The sequence below is a fragment of the Robertmurraya dakarensis genome, from assembly GCF_900156875.1.
Lineage (GTDB): Bacteria > Bacillota > Bacilli > Bacillales > Cytobacillaceae > Robertmurraya > Robertmurraya dakarensis.
Genome location: NZ_LT707408.1, coordinates 1,325,365 through 1,345,479, shown reverse-complemented (window position 1 = coordinate 1,345,479; position 20,115 = coordinate 1,325,365). Strand labels below are relative to the sequence as shown.

Annotated in this window: 20 protein-coding genes; all 20 read right to left on the bottom strand. The window is 37.9% G+C overall.

What is annotated here, in order from left to right; translation table 11 throughout:
- Window positions 1-77: 77 nt before the first annotated feature.
- Entirely contained in the window at window positions 78-1,340 is a 1,263-nt protein-coding gene (gene rseP, locus CZ487_RS07785; RefSeq protein ID WP_077211555.1) for an RIP metalloprotease RseP, read from the bottom strand.
- A 14-nt stretch (window positions 1,341-1,354) separates the two neighbouring features.
- Window positions 1,355-2,500, bottom strand: a complete 1,146-nt coding sequence (gene dxr / locus CZ487_RS07780) for a 1-deoxy-D-xylulose-5-phosphate reductoisomerase (RefSeq protein ID WP_077211554.1) — start codon at window positions 2,498-2,500, stop codon at window positions 1,355-1,357.
- A gap of 108 nt (window positions 2,501-2,608) precedes the next feature.
- Window positions 2,609-3,400: a phosphatidate cytidylyltransferase gene (locus CZ487_RS07775; RefSeq protein WP_077211553.1), complete on the bottom strand. Its 792-nt coding sequence runs from the start codon at window positions 3,398-3,400 to the stop codon at window positions 2,609-2,611.
- Between the two features lie 20 nt (window positions 3,401-3,420).
- A complete protein-coding gene (locus CZ487_RS07770) occupies window positions 3,421-4,197 on the bottom strand; it encodes an isoprenyl transferase (protein WP_077211552.1) in 777 nt (258 codons plus the stop codon).
- 205 nt (window positions 4,198-4,402) lie between these two features.
- Complete coding sequence (gene frr / locus CZ487_RS07765) at window positions 4,403-4,960, bottom strand: ribosome recycling factor (RefSeq protein ID WP_077211551.1); 558 nt, start codon at window positions 4,958-4,960, stop codon at window positions 4,403-4,405.
- Window positions 4,960-5,685 (bottom strand): UMP kinase, encoded by a 726-nt coding sequence (gene pyrH / locus CZ487_RS07760; RefSeq protein WP_077211550.1) that lies wholly within the window; start codon window positions 5,683-5,685, stop codon window positions 4,960-4,962. The genes frr and pyrH overlap by 1 nt, the downstream gene beginning before the upstream one ends.
- A 171-nt stretch (window positions 5,686-5,856) precedes the next feature.
- The gene (gene tsf, locus CZ487_RS07755) at window positions 5,857-6,738 is read right to left on the bottom strand and encodes a translation elongation factor Ts (RefSeq protein WP_077211549.1); all 882 of its coding nucleotides are present in this window, start codon (window positions 6,736-6,738) and stop codon (window positions 5,857-5,859) included.
- 267 nt (window positions 6,739-7,005) lie between these two features.
- Window positions 7,006-7,707 carry a 30S ribosomal protein S2 gene (gene rpsB / locus CZ487_RS07750; protein ID WP_077211548.1) on the bottom strand — a complete coding sequence of 234 codons (702 nt, stop codon included), beginning with the start codon at window positions 7,705-7,707 and terminating at the stop codon, window positions 7,006-7,008.
- A 147-nt stretch (window positions 7,708-7,854) separates the two neighbouring features.
- A complete protein-coding gene (locus CZ487_RS07745) occupies window positions 7,855-8,502 on the bottom strand; it encodes a hypothetical protein (RefSeq protein ID WP_077211547.1) in 648 nt (215 codons plus the stop codon).
- Window positions 8,503-8,511: 9 nt separating this feature from the next.
- Complete coding sequence (locus CZ487_RS07740) at window positions 8,512-8,802, bottom strand: hypothetical protein (protein WP_237562815.1); 291 nt, start codon at window positions 8,800-8,802, stop codon at window positions 8,512-8,514.
- Between the two features lie 43 nt (window positions 8,803-8,845).
- A complete protein-coding gene (locus CZ487_RS07735; protein WP_084783147.1) occupies window positions 8,846-10,201 on the bottom strand; it encodes a DUF342 domain-containing protein in 1,356 nt (451 codons plus the stop codon).
- A 40-nt stretch (window positions 10,202-10,241) separates the two neighbouring features.
- On the bottom strand, window positions 10,242-11,006 hold the full coding sequence (locus tag CZ487_RS07730; protein WP_077211544.1) for a FliA/WhiG family RNA polymerase sigma factor: 765 nt from the start codon (window positions 11,004-11,006) through the stop codon (window positions 10,242-10,244).
- 214 nt (window positions 11,007-11,220) lie between these two features.
- Window positions 11,221-11,718 (bottom strand): chemotaxis protein CheD, encoded by a 498-nt coding sequence (locus tag CZ487_RS07725; RefSeq protein WP_077211543.1) that lies wholly within the window; start codon window positions 11,716-11,718, stop codon window positions 11,221-11,223.
- Window positions 11,711-12,352, bottom strand: a complete 642-nt coding sequence (locus CZ487_RS07720; protein ID WP_077211901.1) for a chemotaxis protein CheC — start codon at window positions 12,350-12,352, stop codon at window positions 11,711-11,713. The genes CZ487_RS07725 and CZ487_RS07720 overlap by 8 nt, the downstream gene beginning before the upstream one ends.
- 4 nt (window positions 12,353-12,356) lie before the next feature.
- On the bottom strand, window positions 12,357-12,827 hold the full coding sequence (locus CZ487_RS07715) for a chemotaxis protein CheW (protein ID WP_077211542.1): 471 nt from the start codon (window positions 12,825-12,827) through the stop codon (window positions 12,357-12,359).
- 54 nt (window positions 12,828-12,881) lie between these two features.
- Window positions 12,882-14,936 carry a chemotaxis protein CheA gene (locus tag CZ487_RS07710; RefSeq protein WP_077211541.1) on the bottom strand — a complete coding sequence of 685 codons (2,055 nt, stop codon included), beginning with the start codon at window positions 14,934-14,936 and terminating at the stop codon, window positions 12,882-12,884.
- A gap of 17 nt (window positions 14,937-14,953) precedes the next feature.
- Window positions 14,954-16,036 (bottom strand): protein-glutamate methylesterase/protein-glutamine glutaminase, encoded by a 1,083-nt coding sequence (locus tag CZ487_RS07705; protein WP_077211540.1) that lies wholly within the window; start codon window positions 16,034-16,036, stop codon window positions 14,954-14,956.
- 8 nt (window positions 16,037-16,044) lie between these two features.
- The gene (locus tag CZ487_RS07700) at window positions 16,045-16,911 is read right to left on the bottom strand and encodes a MinD/ParA family protein (protein ID WP_077211539.1); all 867 of its coding nucleotides are present in this window, start codon (window positions 16,909-16,911) and stop codon (window positions 16,045-16,047) included.
- A complete protein-coding gene (gene flhF / locus CZ487_RS07695; RefSeq protein WP_077211538.1) occupies window positions 16,908-18,071 on the bottom strand; it encodes a flagellar biosynthesis GTPase FlhF in 1,164 nt (387 codons plus the stop codon). The genes CZ487_RS07700 and flhF overlap by 4 nt, the downstream gene beginning before the upstream one ends.
- Window positions 18,068-20,104 (bottom strand): flagellar biosynthesis protein FlhA, encoded by a 2,037-nt coding sequence (flhA, locus tag CZ487_RS07690; protein WP_077211537.1) that lies wholly within the window; start codon window positions 20,102-20,104, stop codon window positions 18,068-18,070. The genes flhF and flhA overlap by 4 nt, the downstream gene beginning before the upstream one ends.
- Window positions 20,105-20,115: the final 11 nt, after the last annotated feature.

Below are 20,115 nucleotides of genomic sequence, written 5' to 3'. Positions count from 1 at the left end.
TTACACCTCATTTTTCATCAAAACTTTATAATTAAAATCTATAGGCTATCTCTAATTACGAGATAGCCCAAAAAATCTTACAAGAAAAATCGTTGAATGTCGTTCCAAGTGACAACGAGCATCAAGAGCATCAAAAGAGCAAAACCAATGAAATGAATAATACCTTCTTTTTGTCTATCAAGCGGCTTTCCTCTCAGTGCTTCCACTGCAAAAAACATTAGACGCCCACCGTCTAGAGCTGGTATTGGCAATAAATTCATGATTCCTAAATTGATACTCAGTACTCCAGCCCATTTCATTAAATACAGGATTCCTGACTGTGCCACTGTATCAGTTGAAACATATATCCCAACAGGACCTGATAAGGCATCAATCGAAAATTGACCTGTAATTAGCTTACCAACTGCTACAAAGATCTCTTTTGTCCATGTTACCAGTTCTGTTGCTCCGAAGGCAATCGCTTTTAACGGCGACTTTTCCATCGGACTATATACACCAATGATCCCGATCGTTCTTCCATCTTCTAATTCTTGCTTTTTTGGCGTAACATCAATTGTCATTTCTTGGCCATTCCGGTCTAGTAAAAACTCTAGTTCACGTTCAGGATTTTGCTGTATAATTTCAACAACATCCGCCCAGCTTGATATTTCTGCTCCATCAACGCTGTGAATAACATCGCCTTCCTTAAGGCCAGCTGCTAATGCAGCACCATCCGGAGTCAGTTTTCCAAGTGTGGGCTCATTCGTTGGGATTCCTTGAATCAATGCAATGATAACAAAGACAACAAATGCGAGAACAAAATTCATCATAGGACCTGCAAAGATTGCCATCGTTCGTTGTCCAAGTGTTTTCGATGCAAATTGACGATCATATGGAGCAATCAACGTTTCAGCACCATTCTCGACAAGCTTGGCAGTCCTGCTGATCTTAAAAGTTTTAAGGGACTCGTCATCCCCTTCTTCGTAGCCTTTAATGATTAAATCATGTTCTATATCAGCATATTCAACTTCAATAATCCGCAAATCAGGATATTTTTCTTTATTATTTAGGACAATTTTATTAACTTGCTCTTCATGATCAAATATTAAACCAACTCGATATCCTGGTTTTATTTCAACCATCTCAGGATCTTCACCGGCCATGCGGACATAACCGCCGATAGGGAGCAGTCTGATTGTATAAACCGTATCATCCTTCGTAAAAGCAAAAACTTTCGGTCCAAAACCAATGGCAAATTCACGGCAAAGAATACCTGCTCTTTTGGCAAAAACCAAATGGCCTAATTCATGAAAAAAAACTAATGCCCCGAAAATAATAATAAAGGCAATAACTGTACTCAAATTATAACCACCTTTTAATTTAGAAGTGAGTTTACAAATGCGCGCGTCTCTTCATCAACCTCATTTATAACCGTAAGATTAGGGCTTTCGATACAATCATGACGGGCTAAGGATTTCTCAATCATATCTTCAATTTGTAAAAAAGTTATTTTCCCTTCCAAAAAAGCTTGGACAGCCGCCTCATTTGCGGCATTTAGTACAGTAGGCATTGTCCCGCCAGCTTGACCTGCCTCATATGCAAACTCAAGACAACGGTAACGTTTAAAATCCATCTTTGAAAAATGAAGCTGTCCAATCTCAGCTAGATTTAATTTCTTTGCAGTTTTTAATGGCATGCGGTCAGGATAAGTTAAAGCATACTGAATGGGTACTCTCATATCTGGAGTTCCAAGTTGGGCAATGACACTGCTGTCATGAAATTCCACCATAGAGTGTATAATACTTTCTTTGTGCAGCAGTACATCTATTTTTTCATAGCCAACAGAAAATAGCCAATGGGCTTCAATCACCTCTAACCCTTTATTCATCATTGTAGCAGAATCAATCGTAATTTTAGCCCCCATCGACCAATTTGGGTGATTCAATGCTTCAGAAACTGTAACATTTTCCAAATCTTTGCGAGTACGGTCTCTAAAACTCCCACCAGAAGCAGTTAATATTAATTTTTCAATATTTTTTTCTCTTTCTCCTTGTAATGCCTGGTAAATGGCTGAATGCTCACTGTCTACCGGAAGTAAATCCACACCATATTTTTTTGCAGCACTCATCACCAAATGACCTGCAGTAACTAATGTTTCTTTATTTGCAATACAAATCGTTTTTCTTGCTTCTATTGCTTGTAATGTCGGCTGAAGACCAACACTTCCGATCACTGCATTAACTAAAGTTGTAGCTGTATGATAGGTTGCAACTTCTGTCAAACCTTCATTACCATAAGTGAATTTAATGTTAGGAAAATCCAAAGTTAATAGCTGTAGATCAGACTTATTAGCCACAGACACAAACTCTGGCTGAAATTCTGCGATTATCTTTTTTGCTAAATTTATATTATGTCCAACAGACATTGCTACTAATGCAAATTCTGTTGGATGCTCTTTTATAATATCCAAAGTTTGAGTGCCAATAGAACCTGTCGCACCCAATAAACTAATATATTTCACGACTTTCACTCCAATCAACCTAAAACCAGGCAAGCAAGCGACAATGCCTATCGGCATTGTCCACGTAAGATTTTAATAATGTATAATTATTGCGGCTTAACATCCTTATTACAATAAATGAAAGAAGTGTATTAATGGCCACACAAAAAGCAAGCTGTCGAAACGGTCTAAAATACCACCATGTCCAGGAAGTATTCTGCCTGAATCCTTTACATCGTAATGCCGCTTCAAAGCTGACTCTACTAAATCACCTACTTGGCCAAATATAGACAATAACACTGTTATAAAAATTAATTCCATTAATGATGCATCAATATCAGAGAATATCACAAAAAGAATAGCCACTAAAACGGCAGATAATATTCCGCCTATAGAGCCTTCAATCGTTTTGTTTGGACTAATTTCCGGCCATAATTTTCGCTTCCCAAACGCACGGCCAATAAAGTATGCCCCTGAGTCGGTAGCCCAAATAATAAAGAGGGAATAAAAGATATATACTAATCCTCCAGCCTCTCTTGTTTCAATAAAGTAGAAAAAGCCCATACCTATATATAATGTTGCCATTAAAGAAAAAGCTACATCGTCAAAAGTAAACCTATTTTTCGTTGCAACCGTATAAGTTAAAAATAGCAAAACTGCCATAAGGGCAATCTCTACCTTTGCGATATTGAGGTGAATCAATATATCAATAAATCTGTTTGGAATTAAGAAGACCCATAATACAGCTAAAGAAATAAGACCCGGTATGGATAATAGCTTAAGGTTTCGCATCTTTAATAATTCATATAACGCGATTGAAGCTAATAAGTACGTTAATAGAATAATCGGCATTCCACCTGCAATAACTATCGGTAAGAATACTCCTGCTGCAATAACTCCTGTTATGACTCTTTGCTTCATTTACAAATTCAACACCTTTGTTATACTCCACCAAAACGCCTCTGACGATTTTGAAATTCACGGACTGCCTCTATAAGATGCTTTTCACTAAAATCTGGCCACAAAACTTCTGTGAACCAAAACTCTGTATAGGCTAATTGCCAAAGCATAAAGTTACTGAGACGTATTTCACCGCTTGTTCGAATCAACAAGTCTGGGTCTTCGTGTTTACTTGTCATCAGATAAGATGAAAAAACTTCTTCATTTAGTTCATTCTCATTCAGTATGCCACTTTTACAATCATTTAAGACGCTTTTGACCGCATCCAAAATTTCAGATCTGCTCCCATAATTTAAAGCAAAATTCAAGACAAGACCATTATTATTTTGCGTATCACGCATTGCTTTTTCTACTGCGTTTACCGTATGGGACGGCAAACTATCTCGATAGCCCATCATTTCTACACGCACATTTTCTTCGATTAGTTCCGGTAAAAAAGACCCAAGAAATTCTTCAGGAAGTTTCATTAAATAATCTACTTCCATTTTCGGGCGTTTCCAATTTTCAGTTGAAAATGCGTATAGTGTAAGGGTTTTAACACCCAATTCATTTGCAAGCTTTGTGATTTTACGGACAACCTTCATTCCTTCATGGTGACCGGCTATCCTTGGGAGCGCTCTTTTCTTAGCCCAGCGTCCGTTGCCATCCATAATAATTGCTATATGGGATGGGACTGGCTGTTTTTTAATTGAAATGATTTGGTCTTGGAGTTCGTAAGATTCATCCTGTTTCTTCCAGAACTTTCGTTTATCTAACATTTAGGATCCTCCAAAAAAGATAAGAATTTCTCACCAAACATGATTTAAAGTATCAAATTTCATTTACTGCTACTATCATACCAAAAATGGAAAAAGATATCTCTATAAAAAATATGTACGAGCATCAAAAATAAGAAGTAAAAGTATAAGAAGACTAACTAGAAAAGAAATACCCCCTAAACATAGAGGGTATGAAGGGGTCATATTATACTTCTAAAATTTCTTTTTCTTTATCTTTTGTCATGCTGTCAATCTTTGCAATAAACTCATCAGTTGCTTTTTGAATGTCATCAGAATAACCGCGGAGCTCATCCTCTGTAATACCTCCACTTTTTTCAAGCTTCTTTAAGTCATCATTGCCGTCACGGCGAATATTGCGGATCGCAACCTTTGCTTCTTCCGCTTCTTTTTTCACAACTTTAACAAGCTCTTTTCTGCGTTCTTCTGTTAGTTGTGGAATCGCTAAACGAATAACATTTCCATCATTAGTAGGTGTTATCCCTAAATCAGATTTTAAAATTGCTTTTTCAATTTCGCCTAAGATCGTCTTGTCATATGGTTGAACAACTAATAGTCTTGCCTCAGGAACAGACACACCAGCTAATTGGTTGATTGGAGTCGGAGCTCCATAATAATCAACAGAAATTCGATCAAGCAAGGATGCATTTGCTCTCCCTGCACGAATTCCGGCAAGTTCACGAGAATAACTTTGAATCGCCTTTGTCATTCTCTCCTTTACAGTTGCAATTACTTGTTTTGGCATTATTTTTTCCCCCTTACAATCGTTCCAATAGATTCACCTAAAACAGCTCGTTTAATATTTCCATTTTCCATGATTGAAAAAACAATGAGTGGGATATCATTATCCATACATAATGAAGAAGCTGTTGAATCCATCACTGCTAGACCTTCCTTCAAGACGTCTAAATAAGAAAGTTCTTCGTATTTCTTCGCATTTTGATCAACGCGAGGATCTGCAGAGTAGACACCATCAACATTATTTTTAGCCATTAATATTACATCAGCCTCAATTTCGGCTGCACGTAAAGCAGCGGTCGTATCTGTTGAAAAGTAAGGGTTCCCTGTACCGGCAGCAAAAATGACAACGCGGGTTTTCTCCAGATGACGAATGGCACGTCTGCGAATATATGGTTCAGCTACTTGTCTCATTTCAATTGACGTTTGAACACGAGTTTCAATACCTAGCTGTTCAAGACTATCTTGAAGCGCTAAGGAATTCATTACAGTAGCAAGCATACCCATATAGTCCGCAGTTGCTCTATCCATTCCCATTTCTTCGCCTATTTTCCCTCGCCAAATGTTCCCGCCGCCAACAACTACAGCAACCTCTACACCTAATTCTGCTAGCTCTTTCACTTGTCCGGCAACGGATTTTATCACAGTTGGATTGATTCCAAATCCTTGATTTCCGGCCAAAGCTTCACCACTTAATTTCAAGACAACGCGTTTGTATTTAGGACTGCTCATCGGAACCTCCATATGTATATTTCAGATATAAGGAAAACTTCCTTTTTCTATGAGAATTTTAACATGTTCTCGTACGATTATTAAGATTATTTTTTAAAAATAGGGAACACAATGTGTTCCCTATATAATCCGCTAAACGGATATCAGTTATAGAAATCTAGATCGTCATCATTATTTTTTAACTTGACTCATAACTTCCTCAGCGAAATTATCTTCACGCTTTTCGATTCCTTCTCCTACTTCATAACGAACGAATTCACGAATTTTTCCGCCTTTAGATTGAACAAATTGTCCTACCTTTTGATCAGGGTTCTTAACGAAAGCTTGGTCATTTACACATACATCTTCAAAGTATTTGCTAAGACGGCCTTCTACCATTTTAGCAACAATATTTTCAGGCTTGCCTTCGTTTAATGCTTGTTGAGTAAGAACTTGACGTTCGCGTTCTACTTCTTCTGCAGAAACCTCGTCACGTGATACATACTTTGGATTTAAAGCAGCAATATGCATGGATACATCTTTAGCTGCATCTTCATCTGTTGTACCTTCAAGTACAGAAAGCACCCCAATACGGCCACCCATGTGCAGATATGCACCAAAAGCATCGTTATCGGATTTTGTTTTAACTTCGAAACGACGAAGTGTAAGTTTTTCACCAATTTTTGCTACGGCAGCATTAATATACGCTTCAACAGTTGCTCCGTTATCCATTGTTTGTCCATTAGCTTCTTCTACAGATGCTGGTTTTTTTGCTAGAAGGTGCTCTGCAAGCTCTTTAACAAGCGTTTGGAATCCTTCATTTTTAGCAACAAAATCAGTTTCAGAGTTCACTTCTAGAATTACTGCTTCGTTTCCTTCAACTTTAATTGCAGTTAAACCTTCAGCAGCAATACGATCGCCCTTTTTAGCAGCTTTTGCGATACCTTTTTCACGTAGGTAATCGATTGCTTTTTCCATATCACCGTCAACTTCTTGAAGTGCCTTTTTGCAGTCCATCATACCTGCGCCTGTTTTTTCACGTAGTTCTTTAACCATTTGTGCAGTAATTGCCATAATAAGAAATCCTCCTTTGATCTATGTACTATTATTTTTGGCAAGACTAGTAAAAACTAATCTATTATGGGACATTATTCTTTAAAAAAAGGTGATAAAGGGTAAAGCCCTCTAATCACCTTCATTCATTCTTTGAACAAGAGCTGTCTAGCTCCAGCGCCTAGCCCCTCGAGTCACAAGCCAATCCTCCCAAAAAGGTAAAGAACACCTTTCCGGGAGGCTCGTCTTGTGCTAGTCGGGTCTGATCAAGGCGCTTCCGCTTTTCGATTAAGCTGTTGTAACTTCTTCCCCTTGTTTTGCTTCAAGGATTGCGTCAGCCATTTTACCAGTTAATAATTTAACGGCACGAATAGCATCGTCATTTGCAGGGATTACAACGTCGATTTCATCTGGGTCACAGTTTGTATCAACAATACCTACGATCGGGATATTCAATTTATGTGCTTCAGCAACCGCAATACGTTCTTTACGAGGGTCGATGATAAACAATGCATCTGGAAGCTGCTTCATGTCCTTAATACCGCCTAAGAACTTTTCAAGACGTTCTTGCTCTTTTCTTAATTGAACAACTTCTTTTTTAGGAAGTACTTCAAAAGTACCGTCTTCAGCCATTCTTTCGATATCTTTTAAACGTGCAATACGCTTTTGGATTGTTTCAAAGTTAGTTAAAGTACCGCCTAACCAACGTTGGTTAACGTAGTACATACCTGAACGTTCAGCTTCTTCTTTAACTGAATCCTGAGCTTGTTTCTTTGTACCAACAAAAAGAACTGTACCGCCATTAGCAGCTAATTCTTTTACCCAGTTATACGCTTCTTCAACCTTCTTAACTGTTTTTTGAAGGTCAATGATATAGATACCGTTACGCTCCGTGAAGATATACTTCTTCATTTTTGGGTTCCAACGGCGAGTTTGGTGTCCAAAATGTACACCAGCTTCAAGCAATTGCTTCATAGAAATTACTGACATGTTATTTCCTCCTAATGGTTTTGTTTTCCTCCGTTCATTTCATTTTTAGACAAAAACTGTTACATTAACAGCACCATTTGTCCAAATCCACGAACGTGTGTATTAACACCATTTGTAAATATAGCATATGTATGAATTCTTATCAAGTTATTCTTGATCATTTTGTCCAAATTTGAGTAAAAGCTCGATTTCTGTCTTCCCTTTATTTAACTTTTTAGCAATATCTGACACCGCATGCCCCTGATTTCTTAATCTTAATGCCTCATTTAACGTTGTAGTGGAATTGTTGTCATTATGTCCCTCTTTATTTATAGGCTGGTGCTCTTCTAGTTCTGTTTTCAAGTCCTTTTCCGGTGTAATAGGAAGATCATCAATTTTTTCTTCATGCTGCTTATATGTATTTCTATACGCCTGAACTACTTGAAAAACATTTCCCCTTGGATAGATATGGTTATCTTCATGTCCCGCTGTATCTTCGGCTTTAGATTCAAAGCTGATATTTTCTGTTAAAGTTTCGTTCTCCTTGCTATCTTCCGATTCTTGACTAGCATCCTTTTTTGGAAGGTTATTTGCTGCACTATTCGATTGAACTTTTTTTACATTTTTAATAAACTGCTCGTTTTCTTCCTTCATTTCAATAAGATAAGCAGAAATAATTTCTTCCATCTCATTAATAAGCTGAGCTTGTTTTTTCTCTACTTCAAATAATTTGTTCTGACGTAAATAAAGAATGACAATACATAGGAATGCAATAATATTTAAAGTGAGACTTATAAATAGTAAAAAATTCGTCATACAATCCCTCTATCCACTAAAATCCATACGGGTCCCTTTGTATGGATGTGATACTTTAGTTTTTTCCTTATTTCGCTTTTTATTTTCTTGCTGATGATCATCGTTTCGTCCTTCCTTGTGGAATTGTGCACGATCTTTTTGTTCTTGCTTACTAACCGTTTTCGCCTTTTTCTCATCTTCTTTTTTACCAGTTTGTGCTGCCATATCATGATGAAGCTGACCTCGCTGCTGCAGCTGCTCTTGTAATTTTCCAGCATCCTGTGTTCGCGGAAGTGCTACTTGCATTTCTATTGATTTCAAGCTCAAAACCTCATCACTTCCTTATATAATATACAACCGCTGTCTACCCAATTGATTCAAACATAATTTCTCCGTCTTCGATATAAAACTTTACATACGTATGAACTCTTTGAATAACCCTTGACTGTTTTCCAAAATGAAGGACTGTATTAGGATGGATTTTCTCATATATAAAAAGGGATGCACTTTTACTCCGTTCTTTTTCATGCTTCACCTCTAAAAGTTGCTGCTGCAGCCGTTTTAACTGAAGGGTAAGCTGTTCTTTCGTAGCTCTTTGTTTTACGAGCACTTCTTTTTCCTGTAATGACACCTGAGCTTTTTGCTGCATGCCTTTGAGAAGTATTTGCTCTATTTGCGCTAATTTTTTGATATTTTCAGACACCTTTTCTGACTCTTGGATCAGCTCTATTTCTTGTTGTTCCATGGCTGGGTTGTATCCCATTGTTAACTCTGTTTTTGTATATAAGTGGTTCCCAATCTCCTTTACATGAATATCCTTACCGGAAAAGATTTGTCCTCCAATTATAGGTCCATTTTTACAGATTATTGCCCCCCCTGCCTCTACCTTACTATGCAATAGAGAGGAATGAATGATTATATCTTCAACAGCCTGTACGTCTGCTTGATTTAAGTAATTTGCTTGTATCGTTCCGCCTGCACTAACATGACCTCGATTGCCTCCAGTGATTCCACCAGAAACTAGTATATTTCCGTTTGCTATTAATTGGGCCCCTTCAACTAATCCATAAATCCTAATGTCGCCGCCGGCTTCGATCACATACCCTGTTGGGACATCCCCTCTAATAACGACATTCCCGATAAAATGGACATTCCCCGTTTTTAGATCTAGGTCACCCGTAACTTCGAACACTGGATTAACCGATATACTTCTTGTCGTTATGCTTACCTGCCCATCTATTGAAGCGATAAATTGATTATCCAGTTTGATCACGTTCTTTCCCGCTCTAACCTTCAATGGCTTTCCCTTTCGAGGCAGCAATGTCTGTCCAGTGACAGTTGTCCCGTTTGTACCGTATGTCTCTGGTACAATCCTGGCTATTATCTGTCCTTTCTTAACAGACGGAATATCAAGTATATGGCGGAAATTGACTTCTTTCTTTTTATTCTTTTTCTCACTTGGATACTCTGCCACTAAATAGGCATCTTCTCCTTGCTGCGGCGGTAATCCTTCTGCAACTATAATAGGATAATCCATTTTTATAGGATTAACGGAGATTTCGTGAAGCAGCTGATGGTTGATACCAAAATGGATATTTTCTTCCTTTAGAAAAGCTTCCAGTTCATTTGCCGTGATGCCCTCTTTAAATGGACCAATAATTTCTAAAGATGCAGATAACAAATCCTTTGAAACCTTCACTCTAAACGGCACTTCCATCATATTCCTCCTAACAAAGCGTGCTAATACTTCCACGAAGTGCTTATATGAGTTTATTTAATGCTTGCCTAAGCTTAAATATAGCTTTTGAATGAATTTGGGAAATTCTCGAAGTAGAAAGTTCTAATACTTGACCAATCTCAGTCAGAGTTAATTCTTCTTTATAAAATAAACTTAATACAAGCTGCTCTTTTTCATTTAGGCTATTGATCGACTCTGACATTTCTTTTATTAATTCATCCTTCAAAATTTTCTCTTCAGGCACTTCAGCTTTTGGATCTTTTATTGTAAAAGAGCTAGAATCTTTCTCATCTTGATCGTTACTATGCTCATCAATAGACAAGATACTCGCAAAAAAGTGTTCATTCATTGTTGTACATACTTCCTCTTCCGTCATTTGCACTTCGTCTGCAATGTGCTTCGCTGTAACGGTACCCATATGCTTTTGCTCCAACATTTCTGCGGCCGCTTCTATTTTCTTAGCCTTTTCCCTCGTACTGCGCGATAACCAATCTTCCTTTCGCAGCCCATCGATAATGGCCCCTCGGATCCTAAATGAGGCATATGTATCAAATTTTAACTCTCTAGAAGGATCAAATTTTTCTAATGCATCAAATAGCCCCATTAATCCTAGACTGTGAAGCTCGTCCCTTGAAACGTTTTTTGGAAGGCCGACCGATACTCTTTGAACATGATAACTAACAAGAGGCATATACTTTTTAACCAATAAGTTTCCTGCATCTCCATCACGTGAAGAAACCCATTTTGACCATATTAATTGTTCCTCATTCGTTGATGTTTGTACCATCGTAACCTCCTAAAAACATCCGCAAATTTCTTTATGTTTATTATAGCAAATATTTGCCTTGTTCATTTTATAAAGAGTGCGGGAATTATTATTAAAAACATTATTGGAATTCCACAGAAAGAATATTGTTATATTGTTAGTAAATGAGCTGAAAAAATCAGCCTTAGACAGAGGCTGATTGATTCTATTTTCCAACTATTAATTTCCATTCATTCTATAACTCCGAAATTCCTTTGTTTACCGTCCGAATTTTTAAGATGCATGTCTTTGGATTAAATTCAATGGTCCTTCCGCTGTTTCCACCAACATCCTCACCTAAAATGGGAATTTTTAGTGAGGCTAGTTCATGTTTAACCGCCTCCACATTCCTCGGACCAATCCTCATTAAATCGCTTGAGTTAGCAAATTGAAACATTTGGGCACCGCCCGCGATTTTTGCTTTTAAAGCATAAGTTCTTGAACCATTTTGAATCAATTGATTTACTAGTTCTTTAACAGCAGTATCTGCAAATTTTGCAATATTCAATAATCCGCCCTTCGCTAATGAAGAATCAGGTAACATGATATGGGCTAAACCTGCAAGTTCCTTTACTTGATCATAAATAACCACACCAACACAGGAACCTAGGCCTGAGGTTCTAATTAGATCAGGAGCCTTTACCATGTTCATATCGGCAATCCCTACTTTTATCACCTGAGCACATTCATTCATAGCTGCTTACCCCTAATGACCGAAAGATAATTTCAAATGAATCTGGATCAGGCAGCAGAAAAAAGTGTCCTTTCACGCTCTCCGTTGGATGATGATCATCCTCATTAAGTGCTGTGTCTATCACAATAGCATAATCGCTAACCTGCGAAAATTCTATTAACCCGAAACTGATTAGAGCTCCAACCATATCAATACTTAATGCTGGAACGGATGGGTACAAATCAAGTTTGGTAAAATCCGAAAGCGAAGATAAATACGACCCAGATAAAATATTACCGAGCTCCTGCAGTGCAGACAGAGCCATCTCATCATATGGAGGGTTATCCAATGATAGACTTGAATCCCCCAACATTTGTTGGATAAACCTGCTAGCTTGCTGTAAAGAAAGGATAAAGAACATACTTCCTGGTGCATCACCCTCAATACGTAAGAACACACTAGCAACAACATTATCAGGGCCCCCAGCAAGCTCCATCATTTCATTAAAGGAAACAATCCTTACATCAGGAACCTTCATATCAACCTTTTTATTTAAAAGTGATGAAAGTGCAGTCGCTGCATTACCTGCACCAATATTCCCTATTTCTTTTAATACATCAAGGTGAATCGATGTAAATTGATCAAGGAAGTTCATAGGATCATCCTTCATTTCCATAATTCACTTTTAACTCATGGGGATTCAATACTTTCTTTAAGTCAAGCAAGATAAGAAGTCTTCTATCTAATTTAACAACACCACTTATATACTCTGCTTCCTTTACACCAACTACATCTGGCTGCGGTTCGATCGAATTCACATTCACATCAATAACATCATTAGCTGTATCAACAATCAAACCTACTTCTAGATCATCGAAGCCCGCTATAATTACTCTTGTACTATCTGTATACGGCTCTTCTTCAAGGTCAAAACGCCTGCGCAAATCTATGATCGGGGTGACAACACCCCTTAAATTGATGACCCCTTTAACATATGGAGCTACACCGGGCACTCTCGTAATATGCAATACTTTTTCAATTGAGTTGACCTGATGAACTGGAATAGCGTATTCTTTTTCTTTTAACTGAAAAACAATTAACTTCATATCGTCAGTTAAAGTCTCTGTCATAATGACCACTCCTACCTAAGCTTGGAATCTATAACATTGCATTTTTCTATACTGCTACTTAATCAAAGCATTGCAATCAACAATCAGAGCGACTTGGCCATCACCAAGAATGGTAGCACCCGAAATAGCAAATACATTTGTTAAATAGTTACCAAGAGACTTCAGTACAACCTCCTGTTGACCAATAAATGAATCAACTACTAATCCAGCCATTTTATCCCCTTTTCTTACAATCACCACTGAATAGAAATGGTCCTCTGTTTCTTGGCATGGAACTTCAAAAATATCTTTTAAGAATAACAATGGTACTACTTTACCTCTAAAATCAATGACTCTTTGGTTATGTGCATTTAAGATATCTTCCTTTTTGACGATAGCTGTTTCAATAATAGATGAAAGGGGTATAGCAAATTTTTCCTTTTCTATTTCTACCAGCATGACGGAAATAATGGATAGCGTTAGTGGCAATTGAATAGAAAAAATGGAACCTTTCCCTAATTTAGAATCTATGGTCACCGAACCACCCAAAGATTCGATTGTATTTTTTACAACATCCAGACCTACACCGCGGCCGGAAATGTCAGATATTTTTTCAGCTGTGGAAAAACCAGAGGCTAAAATTAGTTCGTATACTTCCTTATCCGTAAGAGCAGCAGCTGTTTGTTCATTAACGATTCCATTCTTAAGCGCTTTCGTTAATACCTTATCTTTATTTATTCCAGCGCCGTCATCTTCGATTTCAATGAACACATGATTCCCACTGTGGTAAGCCTTTAAGACAACTGTTCCTTCTTCACTCTTGCCATTTGCCTTTCTTACTTCAGGGGTTTCTACACCATGGTCAAGAGCATTTCGGATGAGGTGTACAAGAGGATCCCCTATTTCATCTATGACGGTTCTATCCAGTTCTGTGTCAGCACCTATAATTTCTAGATTAATCTTTTTACCAAGATCGCGAGCAAGTTGTCTAACCATTCTAGGGAAACGATTAAAAACAGTTTCGACAGGAACCATTCGCATATTTAAGATAATATTTTGTAAATCTCCTGTAATCCTTGACATTTTTTCAACAGTTTCATGAAGTTCTTGATTTTTCAACTCATTGGAGATTTGCTCTAGTCTGCCACGATCAATAACGAGCTCTTCGAATAAGTTTAGTAAAATATCCAATCTTTCAATATTCACCCGAATCGTCTTATTCACTTGTTGTTTAGCTGGTGACGCTTGTTTCTTTTTCTGTGTTTGTTCAGGAAGATATGTATCCTCTTTTTGACCTTTTTTAGGTTCTTCTTCTACTAAGGTACCAGACGAAACTTGACTTTCCCGATCAATCTCTAATATAACAGGATGGATTTCAACTGAGTCCACTTCCGATACTTTCATAACCTTCAACTTAATATCATCAAGTTGATCTTTTGAAACAATGGTCACAGTAAACTCTTGATCAAACTGTTCTTCTTCAAGCTGATCAACTGGCGGATTGGACTTAATGACTTCACCAATTTTTTCAAGTACTTCAAAAACCATATATACTCGTGCAGCTTTGAGCAAGCAGTCTTCTCTTAACGAAACCGTAATTTCAAACACTTCAAACCCTTGTTCCTTTGACTGTTGTATGACGGTAGATTCAAACTCGTCATACTCAATTTTCGAGGTAATTATTGTCCCTAGATCCACTTCAGCAACAGCAGCTGCCACTTCAGCCTTTGAAGACAATTGAGCAGTGGTTTCACCTTTTTCAATTTGTTTCAGCTTCGATACAACTTCAGAAACATCTCGTTTCCCATCACCGCCATCAGCAATTGATAATACCATGGCTTCTAAATCATCTACAGCTAAGAAAACAATATCAAGTAAATCAGGTGTTACATGAAGCTTATTATTTCGAATCGCATCTAGGACATTTTCCATTTGATGAGTTAAACTTGCTAAGTCCTCATACCCCATTGTTGCTGACATCCCTTTTAAAGTATGTGCAGAACGAAAAATGTCATTTACAATACTCATATCTTCTGGATTTTTCTCGAGATCCAGCAAGCGCTCATTACAGCTTTGCAAATGTTCCTTACTTTCTTCAATAAAAACCTCTAAATATTGGTTCACATCCATGTTTCTGCCTCCTTCGGCTAAACATATTTCAAGATTGTTTCTGCAATGTTTTCGACATTTTGAACTTCATCTACCAGCTTTGTTGCAACGGCTGCTTTTGGCATCCCATAAACAATGGATGTTTCTTGCGATTCTGCAATAGCCGTTACAGGTCCGCATTTTTTTAACTCTTGAAGTCCTTTTGTACCATCCATCCCCATCCCAGTCATGATTACTGCTATCTTTTGATAATCTCTCAATCTGCTAATAGACTCAAACATGACATCCACAGAGGGTCTATGACCATTTCTAGGAGGAGTCGTAGCGTCAAGTTGAATCGTTAAGTTTGTCCCTAATTCCTTTATTTTCAAATGCATGCCCCCTGGTGCAATATAAACGGTTCCTTTATTGACCGTCTCGCCATCCACCGCTTCTTTAACATTCACGTCAGAAATAGAGTTCAATCTGTTTGCAAGACTTTTAGTAAAACCAGCTGGCATATGCTGTACGACTAGTACAGGCGCATTAAAATCTTTAGGCAGCTTTCCGATAACCTGCTGCAGAGCCCTAGGTCCTCCAGTCGAGGTTCCAATACAAACTATTTTTTTTGCAGAGGAATTCCCTGTTACATCTATCGGCCTCTCTCGTTCTATTTTACTATAATTCGCCGTTACATTAGTAGTGCTTTTTGCATAGTTATTTATCATTAACTGATGCATTTTTACCTTGCTCGCTGAAATGACTTTTTGAATAAGTTCTTCTTTTATCTTATGAAGATCCAAAGAAATAGCACCTGATGGCTTCGCTACAAAGTCCACGGCGCCGTATGAACATGCTAATATGGTATTCTCTGCACCATTTTGAGTTGTACTAGACAACATCACGATAGGTAATGGGGTGGTTCTCATGATGTATCGCAGAGCTTCTAATCCATTTAATATAGGCATTTCAATATCCATTGTAACAACATCAGGTTTTAATTCTTGGATTTTCTTGATAGCATCTTCCCCATTTCTTGCTGTACCAATGACTTCGATTGATTGATTTTCTGACAGGAAGTCGTGTAAAAGCTTTCTCATAAATGCGGAATCATCAACGATTAGTACTTTAATCCTTTCCATCTAAAGCACTACCTTTCAAACAGAAATCGCTTTAACTTTGTAACAAAATGAAAAGCGTTAGTGGCTGGCATTTCCTTTAATAGCTGGGTTTCGTACCGTTCTGTTATTCTAATTATTGCTTTTGAAGCATCTGAACGTACATCCTTCAAAATAAAAGGAGTTTGTGAGGTTACGGCTTTTAGGATTGACCGATCATCAGGGATCACTCCTAATGCGTTAAGATCTCTTCCTAGAAACCTTTTGGAAACTTCTTTTAATCGTTTATAAGTATTTATCCCATCTCGATCATCCAGGACCCGATTTACGACGATCAAAAAAGGGATATCCTGATTTTGAATATGAATATGCTTCATCATAGAATAAGCATCCGTGATAGAGGTTGGTTCTGGGGTCGTTACAACGATAATTTCATCTACAGATAAAATGAAGGAAAGTGATTCTTTCGTAACTCCCGCTCCCATATCAAATATAATATATTGGTAGTTATCCATGATGGATGAAAGCTCGTCAGAAAAGCTGCTGAACGTATCATCATCTATTGTTATCAAACGTTCCAGGCCTGATCCGCCTGCAATATAGTGGAGCTGTTCAGGCCCCTCACTAATAAGGTTACTGAGTGTTTCCTTTCCATCAAAAAAGTCAGAGATTGAACACTTCGCTTGATTTCCTAAAAGAATATCGATATTTCCCATACCGATATCCATATCAAACAGCAGCACTTTATGTCCCCGCTTAGACAAAGAAATAGCAAAATTTAAAGAAAAATTCGATTTCCCCACTCCGCCTTTACCACTCACAACTGCAATTGACTTTGAGTTTTGACGATTAGATTTTATTTGCAGCCTTTTTCTTAACGCCTCAGCTTGGTCTTTCATAGTTTTTCAACCCCGAGAACTAAATTCACAATTTTTTCAGCTGAAGCAGCAATTCTATCATCAGGGACATCTTGCCCGTTTGTAATATATGCAGCTCCTATTTGATATTTATTGATCATATTATACATAGAACCATAATTAGACGTTTCATCTATTTTTGTGAAAATAAATTGGTCTATAGCAATTTGCGAAAATTGTTGATAAATTTCTTCCATGTCTTTTTGCTTTGCTGCTAATGACAACACTAAGAAAGTCTCCATCTCTCGGTTATAATCGACCACTTTTCTTAAGTCTTCAACATACTGCCGATTTCGAAAATTTCTCCCTGCAGTATCAATCAGTACTACATCCATTGCAGAGAACTTTTCACATGCCTTTTGAAAATCTGCTAAATCATAGCAAACCTCTAATGGAATGGATAGTATTTTTGCATATGTCTTAAGCTGTTCAATTGCAGCGATTCGGTAAGTGTCAGTCGTAATAAACGCCACTTTTTTATTAAATTTTAAAATACAGTCCGCAGCAATTTTTGCTAGCGTTGTTGTTTTTCCGACACCTGTTGGACCCACAACATTGACGTATTTTTTAGAAAAAGTAATTTCTCCAAATTTTAAATTGGAGATACTTGAAACCATAAAGTCTTTGCACCACGAAAGTACTTCCTGGTCTGAAGAATTCGATCCTTCTAGGTACCATTTTTCTAATAAAGAAGCTGAAAGCTTTTCTCTTAGCTCTCCATCGATTTCTTGTTCTATTAACATGTGGTTAACCCTCTCAATCGGCTCAGGATAAGGAACTAAGCCTTGATTCGCCGAGGACAACCCTGCAATCATTCGTTTCATCTCTTGCAGTTCACTCTTAATTTCATTAGGTGATTTCTCTTTGCTATTTGTTATCTCTTGTATGCTGCTTTCTGGTACCACTTCTTTTATTGGAGGGAGGTTTTGCTTCTTCTTTGGTTCTTCTTTCATTTTAGGTTCCAATTTTGCAATTCCATCAACTGCAGCAATTACCTCGATATTTTTCTTTCGAAAAAAGCCAAGAATGCCACCTGTATAAATAATCTTTGAATTTAAAATAACTGCATCATTTCCTAATTCACCGCGGATTAACTTCATCGCTTCCGGCATAGAGGGAGCGACATATTTTTTTATCTTCAATCAATATTCACCACCCCTACACTTTGTACTTCTACATTGGCCTCTAATTCGTTATAAGAAAGGATTGGTACATGCGGAAAGTATCTTTCCGTCAATTGGCGTATATACATTCGTACAGCTGGCGAGCATAAAACAATCGGAGTTTGCTCCATCAGCGATAACTGTTCGATTTGACCCGCCATAGCTTCAAGAATCGATTGTGAGACCGAAGGATCAATCGATAAATAATTTCCATGCTCAGTTGCCTGAATTCCATCTGCGATGATTTTTTCAATCTTACCAGAAACTGTTACAACTCTTAATGTTTGTCCATTAGAACTGTATTGATTTGTAATTTGTCTAGCTAAGGCTTGCCGGACGTATTCTGCCAGTAAGTCCATATCAGAAGTAACTTTTCCATAATCAGCTAAAGTTTCAAAAATAACTGGTAGATTGCGAACGGAAACATTTTCTCTCAGCAGCTTCGCAAGTACTTTTTGAACTTCCCCTACTGCTAGCGGATTTGGTGTAACTTCCTCTACCAGTATTGGATAGCTCTCTTTAATATGATCAATTAATTGCTTCGTTTCTTGTCTCCCTATTAATTCATGTGCGTTCGCCTTAATAACCTCTGTGATATGTGTTGATACAACGGATGGTGGATCAACAACTGTATAACCAAAAATCTCCGCCTGTTCTTTCATATCTTCAGTAATCCACTTAGCCGGCAGTCCAAAAGAAGGTTCGACAGTATCGATTCCCTCGATCGATTCATCCTCAACACCAGGGCTCATCGCTAAGTAGTGGTCGAGCAGCAGTTCTCCCCGGGCCATTTCATTGCCTTTTATTTTTAATCGATATTCATTAGGTTGAAGCTGAATATTATCTCTTATTCGTACAACAGGTATCACTAATCCTAATTCAATCGCTAACTGTCTTCTAATCATCACGATGCGGTCAAGTAAATCCCCGCCTTGATTTGAATCTGCTAACGGAATAAGGCCGTACCCAAACTCAAATTCAATAGGATCAACATTCAAAAGACTGACAACACTTTCAGGACTTTTCATTTCATCTGCTTGTGCTTCTTCTTCCAAATCCTCAAGCTGTTCTTTATCCACTACCGGAGTCTTTGACATCCTAAAGCCGCCAAAAATCAGCAATCCCCCGACAGGAAGTGTTAATAAAATGCCAATTGGCGTAAATAATCCCAGTAAAATGATCGTGCCACCCGTTACGTACAGCATTTTTGGATAAGCCAATAATTGGGTGGAGATATCCTTTCCTAAGTTCCCATCAGAAGTGGCTCTTGTTACGACAATCCCTGTTGCAGTTGAAATTAATAGGGCTGGAATCTGACTGACAATTCCATCACCTACCGTTAGCAAAGAAAATTGTGTAGCCGCATCACCAATTGGCAGGCCTAACTGCATTACCCCAATAACAATACCAAAAATAAGGTTAATTAATGTGATAATAATTCCGGCTATTGCATCTCCTTTTACGAATTTACTCGCACCATCCATCGCCCCATAAAAGTCAGCTTCACGGCCAATTTTTTCCCGTCGTTCACGCGCTTCATGTTCCGAAATCATCCCAGCATTTAAGTCAGCATCGATACTCATTTGCTTCCCGGGCATGGCATCTAACGTAAACCGGGCAGCTACCTCGGAAACACGTTCTGAACCTTTTGTTATAACAATAAAATTTATAATAACCAAAATGACAAACACAACAAGTCCTACAACAACATTTCCACCAACAACAAAAGATCCAAACGTTTCTACGACTGTCCCTGCATCTCCTTTAGAAAGAATGGACCTTGTTGTCGAAACGTTCAGTCCCAATCGGAACAGAGTAACGAGCAATAATAAGGAGGGAAAGATCGAAAATTGAAGCGGTTCATTCATATTCATGGATATTAAAAGGATCAGTAATGCCAAAGTAATATTCACGATTAGGAGCAAACTGAGCAACCAAGTTGGAAAAGGTATGATCAGCATTGCCACTATTAAAATTACACTTAGCAGTACAGATAAGTCTCTAGCTCGCATCGTTTTTCCCC

What these genes read in the sequence shown, in the direction of transcription:
- CZ487_RS07775 (WP_077211553.1), bottom strand. Translation starts at nt 3,400, where the DNA reads ATGAAGCAAAGAGTCATAACAGGAGTTATTGCAGCAGGAGTATTCTTA.
- CZ487_RS07770 (WP_077211552.1), bottom strand. Translation starts at nt 4,197, where the DNA reads ATGTTAGATAAACGAAAGTTCTGGAAGAAACAGGATGAATCTTACGAA.
- frr (WP_077211551.1), bottom strand. Translation starts at nt 4,960, where the DNA reads ATGCCAAAACAAGTAATTGCAACTGTAAAGGAGAGAATGACAAAGGCG.
- pyrH (WP_077211550.1), bottom strand. Translation starts at nt 5,685, where the DNA reads ATGAGCAGTCCTAAATACAAACGCGTTGTCTTGAAATTAAGTGGTGAA.
- tsf (WP_077211549.1), bottom strand. Translation starts at nt 6,738, where the DNA reads ATGGCAATTACTGCACAAATGGTTAAAGAACTACGTGAAAAAACAGGC.
- rpsB (WP_077211548.1), bottom strand. Translation starts at nt 7,707, where the DNA reads ATGTCAGTAATTTCTATGAAGCAATTGCTTGAAGCTGGTGTACATTTT.
- CZ487_RS07745 (WP_077211547.1), bottom strand. Translation starts at nt 8,502, where the DNA reads ATGACGAATTTTTTACTATTTATAAGTCTCACTTTAAATATTATTGCA.
- CZ487_RS07735 (WP_084783147.1), bottom strand. Translation starts at nt 10,201, where the DNA reads ATGATGGAAGTGCCGTTTAGAGTGAAGGTTTCAAAGGATTTGTTATCT.
- CZ487_RS07730 (WP_077211544.1), bottom strand. Translation starts at nt 11,006, where the DNA reads ATGGTACAAACATCAACGAATGAGGAACAATTAATATGGTCAAAATGG.
- CZ487_RS07725 (WP_077211543.1), bottom strand. Translation starts at nt 11,718, where the DNA reads ATGAATGAATGTGCTCAGGTGATAAAAGTAGGGATTGCCGATATGAAC.
- CZ487_RS07720 (WP_077211901.1), bottom strand. Translation starts at nt 12,352, where the DNA reads ATGAACTTCCTTGATCAATTTACATCGATTCACCTTGATGTATTAAAA.
- CZ487_RS07715 (WP_077211542.1), bottom strand. Translation starts at nt 12,827, where the DNA reads ATGACAGAGACTTTAACTGACGATATGAAGTTAATTGTTTTTCAGTTA.
- CZ487_RS07710 (WP_077211541.1), bottom strand. Translation starts at nt 14,936, where the DNA reads ATGGATGTGAACCAATATTTAGAGGTTTTTATTGAAGAAAGTAAGGAA.
- CZ487_RS07705 (WP_077211540.1), bottom strand. Translation starts at nt 16,036, where the DNA reads ATGGAAAGGATTAAAGTACTAATCGTTGATGATTCCGCATTTATGAGA.
- CZ487_RS07700 (WP_077211539.1), bottom strand. Translation starts at nt 16,911, where the DNA reads ATGAAAGACCAAGCTGAGGCGTTAAGAAAAAGGCTGCAAATAAAATCT.
- flhA (WP_077211537.1), bottom strand. Translation starts at nt 20,104, where the DNA reads ATGCGAGCTAGAGACTTATCTGTACTGCTAAGTGTAATTTTAATAGTG.